The 6,951-nt window shown below is 40.8% G+C and carries 8 protein-coding genes; 3 read left to right on the top strand and 5 right to left on the bottom strand.

Translation table 11 applies throughout. The annotated features are described in order from the left end of the window. From AC33VI_RS06010 to AC33VI_RS05990, 5 genes are all read right to left on the bottom strand, one after another. On the bottom strand, positions 1 to 330 hold a 330-nt coding region (locus tag AC33VI_RS06010; RefSeq protein WP_491781362.1), incomplete at its 3' end, for a metal ABC transporter ATP-binding protein. A gap of 58 nt (positions 331 to 388) precedes the next feature. Continuing rightward, a complete protein-coding gene (locus tag AC33VI_RS06005) occupies positions 389 to 1,375 on the bottom strand; it encodes a metal ABC transporter substrate-binding protein (protein ID WP_491781361.1) in 987 nt (328 codons plus the stop codon). A 194-nt stretch (positions 1,376 to 1,569) separates the two neighbouring features. Beyond that, a complete protein-coding gene (locus tag AC33VI_RS06000) occupies positions 1,570 to 2,265 on the bottom strand; it encodes a succinate dehydrogenase cytochrome b subunit (protein WP_491781360.1) in 696 nt (231 codons plus the stop codon). A gap of 139 nt (positions 2,266 to 2,404) precedes the next feature. Next, a complete protein-coding gene (locus tag AC33VI_RS05995; protein WP_491781359.1) occupies positions 2,405 to 2,743 on the bottom strand; it encodes a thioredoxin family protein in 339 nt (112 codons plus the stop codon). 306 nt (positions 2,744 to 3,049) lie between these two features. Then, on the bottom strand, positions 3,050 to 3,778 hold the full coding sequence (locus AC33VI_RS05990; protein ID WP_491781358.1) for an NnrU family protein: 729 nt from the start codon (positions 3,776 to 3,778) through the stop codon (positions 3,050 to 3,052). 175 nt (positions 3,779 to 3,953) lie between these two features. On the opposite strand from AC33VI_RS05990, the gene AC33VI_RS05985 reads away from it, so the two are divergent. The 3 genes from AC33VI_RS05985 to AC33VI_RS05975 all read left to right on the top strand — a co-directional run. After that, positions 3,954 to 4,928 carry a LysR family transcriptional regulator gene (locus tag AC33VI_RS05985; RefSeq protein ID WP_491781357.1) on the top strand — a complete coding sequence of 325 codons (975 nt, stop codon included), beginning with the start codon at positions 3,954 to 3,956 and terminating at the stop codon, positions 4,926 to 4,928. Between the two features lie 81 nt (positions 4,929 to 5,009). After that, positions 5,010 to 6,422, top strand: coding sequence for a protein kinase domain-containing protein (locus tag AC33VI_RS05980; RefSeq protein WP_491781356.1), 1,413 nt, complete (start codon positions 5,010 to 5,012; stop codon positions 6,420 to 6,422). A gap of 102 nt (positions 6,423 to 6,524) precedes the next feature. Then, positions 6,525 to 6,951, top strand: a 427-nt coding sequence (locus tag AC33VI_RS05975; protein ID WP_491781355.1) for an NAD(P)-dependent oxidoreductase, incomplete at its 3' end; no start/stop codon positions are given.

Genomic DNA, 6,951 nt, shown 5'->3' with positions numbered 1-6,951 from the left:
GCCATAACGACCCATCATAACTACGTCATAGACGCTAACGGGAAAATTCCAATCTACCTCATCAGACTGGGGTACATAAGCCATTAATTGTTTTTTCTGAGCTTTTTGAACTGGCAAACCCCCTACTCGAATTTGTCCTTGAGCGGGTTTGAGAAATCCCATGATGGATTTAAACAAAGTAGATTTACCACTACCGTTAGGTCCTACCAAAGCCGTAATCGTCCCTGGCTCTACCCTACAGCTAGCATTATAAAGAGCTAGTTTGGCATTGTTATAGGTAACACTGAGGTTATTAACGCTGATATCTAAGATGGGTGTTGCTACTGGCATGATTTTTATAATGTAATTAATTAATAGATTCGGTTGTGTGGGCGAATGGCATTCGCCCCTACGGTTGGCTGGTATTGCTTCCTGCTAATAGACCATTGGTAATGGTGCGGACATCGTATTCGAGTAAATCTAGAAAAGTAGGCACTGCTCCTTCTGGTGTGGAAAGGGAATCTACATATAGATTGCCCCCAAATCTCGCTCCTGTTGTCTCGGCTACCTGTTTTTGTCCTTCATCACTGACGGTAGTTTCACAAAAAATAGTCGGTATATTGTTGTCTTTTACTTTTTCGATTACCCTCTGTACCTGTTTGGGGGTAAATTGCTGTTCGGCATTAATCGACCACATATAAATTTCCTTCATGTCATAGTCGCGGGTGAGATAAGAAAATGCACCCTCGCAACTGACTAAATATCTTTGGTCGGCTGGAACTTTATTTAAGTCTGCTTCTAGTTGTTCGTCGATCGCTTTAAGTTTTTCGCTATAGGATGCGGCGTTAGCGTTATAAGTATCGGCATTATCGGGATCTAGTTCGATAAAAGCCTGACGAATATTTTCCACATAAATTAAAGCATTCTTGGGAGACATCCAAGCATGGGGGTTTGGTTTATCGGTATAAGGTCCTTCAGCAATGGGAATTGGCTCTATGCCTTCTGTCAACAATACGGAGGGGACATCTTGAAGATTGCCTAAAAACGGCTCGAACCAACGCTCTAAATTCATGCCGTTGTAAAGAATTAAGTCGACATTTTGAGCTTTGACGATATCGCTGGGGGTGGGTTCGTAGCCGTGAATCTCTGCACCGATACGCGTAATAGATTCTACTGTTAGATTATCTCCCGCCACATTCTGCGCGATGTCTGCCAAGACAGTAAAAGTGGTCAAAACTTTCTTTTTACCTTCGGTATCTCCTGCAACATCGGTAGTGTTGGAATTGCTGTTATTTGTTGGCGAAGTCCCTTCTGTACTATTACAGGAAGCGATCGCCATTCCTAGCATGATGCTAAAGAATAAGATAGTGCTTCGCTTTAAAAAAGTTTTCGCCATAGAAAAAGTAAGTGAACCCGATTTCATAATCATATCACTTTCTTTTCATATTTATCTCATATTCTCTTAGTCGTTAGTTGTTAGTCATTAGTAGTAGAGTAGGGTGGGCAATGCACTAAAGTACTTCCTTCGGTCGCCCACTCTACAAAATATCCGTTGTATTCTTTTTTGTATGGGGTAGCGATCGCTTTTGATTAATAAAAACCGAAATAGATTGATAGGGGCAGAATTATGAAACCAGTAGCCAGTAGAGTCCCAAACACCAAAGCCATAGTGTAAACAAGGGGGCTGATTTTAGAGTTTAAGACTCCGATTGATTGCCAAGCACTCCAAAAGCCGTGACGTAGGTGTACTGCCAGTAGGATAGCTATTCCTGTATAGCCAAAAGCATAAACGGGATAGTGAAACTTTTCGATTACCAGACGGGACAAATTCCGCATTTCTACCCCATCAATGATAGTGCTGTAATAAGTACCAAATTTGAAAGTAGCCAAATGCAAGACCAGAAAGCCTAAGATAATTATGCCTGTAATTGCCATACTGCGGGAACTTAAGGACTGCTTACTCGAATCTCTCGCACTTTTAATTTGAATGTAATTTGTCGGTCTAGCTTGTAGAGTATTGAGCCGAATGGTAATGCCGACAATTATGTGAAAGATTGCCAGGGTTAATAAAATCAATTCGATCGCATATAAGAAAATGCCCGAACTATGAATAAAATGAGCCAAGCGATTGTATGCCTTGGTATTTGCTAACAGAGTCAGATTTCCCACCATATGTACTAGGACAAATAGAGATAAACCCAACCCCGAAATTCCCGTGATAATTTTTTTGCCGATGGGAGAATTATAGAAACTAATTAATTTTGGGCGATCGCTGCTTGCAGTCATAAATATGAAGTACTTTAACGCTTGCTACAAATGATATCGTTTTTAGCTATCAGCTATCAGCTATCAGCTATTAGCTTTTTTTTCAACAAGTCTAATAGCTATGCCTGTTTTATATTAGTACTGCCGCCAAACAGATAACCTAAGAAAGAGAGAGGGTATTGTTAACAATTCTTTCTAAGGCTAACTTCAGGCGATCGCGATTATTAAAACTATCCAACTTCTTTATTAGTTTGCCATTTTCAAACAACAAAATAGTAGGTAGATTTTTTAAACGATAAGTATTGGCTAATTTAAAATTTTCATCGGCATTAATTGCGACTATTTTAATTCGTGCTTGATTTTCTCCTTGCAGGGTTTCTAGCATGGGGCTAATTAACTTGCATAAGCCACACCAAGGAGTCCAAAAATGCACCAAAACTGGACGAGGGGAGTCTAATACTTCTCGTTGAAAATTGGTTTCATTAACAATGGATGGCATAGATCGATCGGGGTATTTAAAATTTGATTTTTATATCATGGAGATATGCTACATCTAATTGGGATCGCCCGAGCAAAATACTTCGAGGAGTTGGGGATAATAATTTAAGTAGTTGTGCCAAATTAATTGACTAGTGAAGGATAGGTAGCAGGTAGTAGGTAGTAGCACCTAATCCCCCCGTCTCCTAGTCCCGTCTTCGCGGGATAATATCACCCAGTCACCCAGTCCCGTCAAGCGGGATAATATCTCCCCGTCTCCCAAATGTGTAACTAATTCTGCTTAGGTACTTATATTTTAATCAATGCCCTACCAATAGACTCTAGCTGTCGCTTGCATCAACCAAGGATGCGCCCACCAAAAAAACAGGACAAAGGCAGCAATTCCTAAATAGGCAGGACGAATAAATTCAGACCATTTTAGAGTTTGGCGACCATCAATAATCGCCAGAAAAGGAATTACAGAAGTACGGGCTTTAACTGCTTCAAATGCTTCCCCATATCTTTTACTCAAACGGAGATCGCCATGCCAGACAGCAAACAGATGGTGGGCGATTAAGCCGAGGGATGTAACTAGAGTAAAACTAGTACCCAACCAGAGAGTGTGGGCGATACACCAAATTACCTGTCCTACCATTTGAGGATGGCGAGTAATGCGAATTATTCCTGTTTCAAATAAATAAACTTGAGGCTTAGAAATCGCTGCAATTTCCAAAAGATTGAAAGTGGCAGGGTAAAGAAATATGAAGGAGATTGCTGAGGCGATCCATACAAAAGATCTGACTCCAACGACTCCCCGTACTTGCCATAATTGCACCCCATCATAGCGATGATTGAAAAAATAAATAATCAAGATTGTGGCGAAGGGAATACTAACCAAAGCAAAAATAACTCGATACAATCTAGCTCCTATCTTAGTTTCCGCCCAAGGACGCAAAGCAGCTAATCCACTATGGGCGATCGCAAATCCCAGTAGCAAAGCCAAAATAATTGTGTGACTATTACTCAGCCAACTGAGGTTATTTATAGAGGTATTCATATAGGTATTATTTATCTGTTTCGATATTAATAATAATTAAAAGTTAATTTAGCACCTGGTTCGTGGTACTGTGCAAATAAAGCACAAGAAAATTATTAAATATTAAGCACTATTAATAATACGTTTAAATAACCCCCGAAATGATAACTTTTTTTTGAAAATTCTTTAATATTTTATGTCTGATATCCCTTTTACTCTGGATCAACTCCGCATCCTTAAGGCGATCTCTACTGAGGGTAGCTTTAAGCGGGCTGCTGACAGTCTTTATGTTTCTCAACCTGCTGTCAGCCTTCAAGTACAAAATTTGGAGAAACAATTAAACGTACCCCTGTTCGATCGCGGTGGACGAAGGGCTCAACTTACCGAAGCAGGGCATTTATTATTGAGCTATGGCGAGCGAGTAATTTCTTTATGTCAAGAAACCTGTAGGGCGATCGAAGATTTGCAAAATCTTCAAGGAGGTACTCTCATAGTTGGAGCATCTCAAACTACAGGAACATATTTAATTCCTCGCATGATTGGTTTATTTCGCGAGAAATATTCCGATGTTTCGGTACAGTTGCAAGTGCATTCTACCCGTCGTACTTCTTGGGCGGTAGCTAACGGACAAGTAGATTTGGCGATTATTGGGGGAGAAGTGCCTACGGAATTACAAGAGACTTTAAATATTATTCCCTATGCCGATGACGAACTAGCCTTGATATTGCCTCCCTCCCATGTTTTAGCTCAAGAAGAAGCGATTAATAAAGAAGATCTCTACAAGCTAAATTTTATTACTCTAGATTCTCAATCGACAATTCGTAAGGTAATCGATAAGGTTTTGACTCGTTATGAAATCGATCCTAAACGGCTCAAAATAGAGATGGAACTTAATTCTATTGAAGCGATTAAAAATGCCGTACAGTCTGGTTTGGGTGCTGCCTTTGTCTCTACTACAGCGATCGAAAAAGAACTAGAAATGGGGGTTTTACATCGGGCAAAAGTTCGCGATGTAAATATTGACCGAACTCTAGCTGTAATTGTCAATCCTAACCGTTACTGTTCTAAAGCAGCAGAAGCTTTTAGCAAGGAGATATTACCGCAATTTTCGACCAGACACGAATTTAACCAACTCGATACCTTGTATAACAATACGGTAGAAATCAAGTAAATCTAGGGCAACTCAAAACCAACAAAAGTACAATAATCAAAGAAGCTAACAGCTAACAGCTAACAGCTATTTAGAGTTTGTATGGAAATTATTTGTACTCGTCCTAGTTGCAATACACCCCGTAATTTTTTTAGCGATCTTGATGATGAAGCCAAGATCCGAACCGTACGGCAAAAATTCTGTACTAACTGCGGAATGCCTTTACTACTAGCAGATCGCTATATCCCTTCTAAATTAATCGGTCAAGGGGGATTTGGAGCAGCATTTTTAGCTCGCGATCGCTATAAACCGAAAATGCCCTTATGTGTAGTCAAGCAGTTTTTACCTTCTGGAGATCTCGATGCCCATGAATTAGCAAAAGCCCAAGATTTATTTCAGAGAGAAGCAGTGGTTTTAGAGGATTTAGGGCAAAAACACCCTCAAATCCCCCAGCTTTATGCTTTTTTTACGCCGATGGTGCGTAATGCTAAGGGTACGGGAGAAGAACAGTATTTTTATTTAGCCCAAGAGTTTATTGATGGACAAGATTTAGAAGCGGAATTAGCAACAAAAGGACAATTTAGCGAAGTTGAAGTTACCGAAATTTTAGTAGAAATCCTCAAGATCTTAAAATTCGTTCACGACAATCATACGATCCATCGGGATATCAAACCTTCTAATATCATGCGTAACAAAGAGGGATTGTTGTATTTATTAGACTTTGGGGCGGTAAAACAAGTAGCCATCAGTGGTGGTAATAATCGAAAATCAACGGGAATCTATTCTCAGGGTTTTGCTCCTCCCGAACAAATGTCTGGTTCGCAAATATATCCTTCAACAGATATTTATGCTCTAGCTGTTACTTGTATTACCCTGCTGACGGGGAAACCAACGGAAGAACTCTATGATTCGTTTCATCATACTTGGCAGTGGCGTAATTTTGCTCCCCAAACAAGCGATCGCCTGGCTGCTATTTTAGATCGAATGTTGCGCTCGACTCCAGCCGAGAGGTTTCAAACCGCCACAGAAGCCCTAGCTGCATTAGAAACCAAAACTCCTCCTTCTCCTCCAACTTCAATCTCTCCGACTCCGACTCAATCGACGACTAAAACCATCGTTAAGCCTGCAAAGCCCAATTCTCCCCAGCCAAAAAAAACCTATCGTCCCAACTTTTCTTTATTAGAAGTTTTAGGTAGTGCAGCCTTTACGGGATTTGAAGGAGCATTATTATATGTAGGCTTAACTAGCTTGTTATCGGTTTCGGGGGTTAGTTTGGGTATCTTGGGAATGATTCTGGGAGGGTTGATTTTTGCGCTTTATCGTCGGGCGATCGAAAAAATCGATCTCATTATCTTGGCAGGAATTACCGCAGCAATTGTCGCCTTTATTCCTACTTTACACAGTATTTTCCCCCTTACTACTGTCTTTGTTGTGGCTGGGGTTTCGGCAGCATCAGCAATCGCCATTTCTGCTTTTTTCCGTTTGGTATATCGACTGCTATCTCATTTTCTTTAAAAAAACAGAGGTTTAAGATTTGATGAGATATTTTACTGCTTTTGCCTCGAACCACCAATCTAGTTTATATCTGGATATTGATAAAGCAATAGTTAATGTTAAATGTTAAATGAACCAGTAGCATTTTTAGGATTGGGCTTAATGGGTGGGGCGATGGCGGGCAATCTGGCACGTCATGGCTGTCGAGTAAAAGCCTGGAATCGAACCAAAAATCGAGAGGGAGTGGCGATCGCTCGCGAAGCGGGAGCGACTATTGTAGACTCTATTCAAGAAGCAGTAGAAAATGCAACAGTAGTTTTTAGCTGCGTGGGAGATGTCCCCGATGTGGAAGAAGTCTTGTTAGGGAATGCAGGGGTAATTAATTACGCCCAACCCCAAACCTTAATTGTCGATATGAGTACTATCGGTAGCGATGCAGCCAAAGCGATCGGCAAACAGCTACAAACCAAAGAACTCCGATTTATGGATGCTCCCGTATCGGGGGGGGATATTGGGGCGAAAAACGGCACTCTAACGATTATGGTGGGGG

The organism is Waterburya sp., from assembly GCF_058530065.1.
This window is presented reverse-complemented; position numbering and strand designations above follow the sequence as displayed.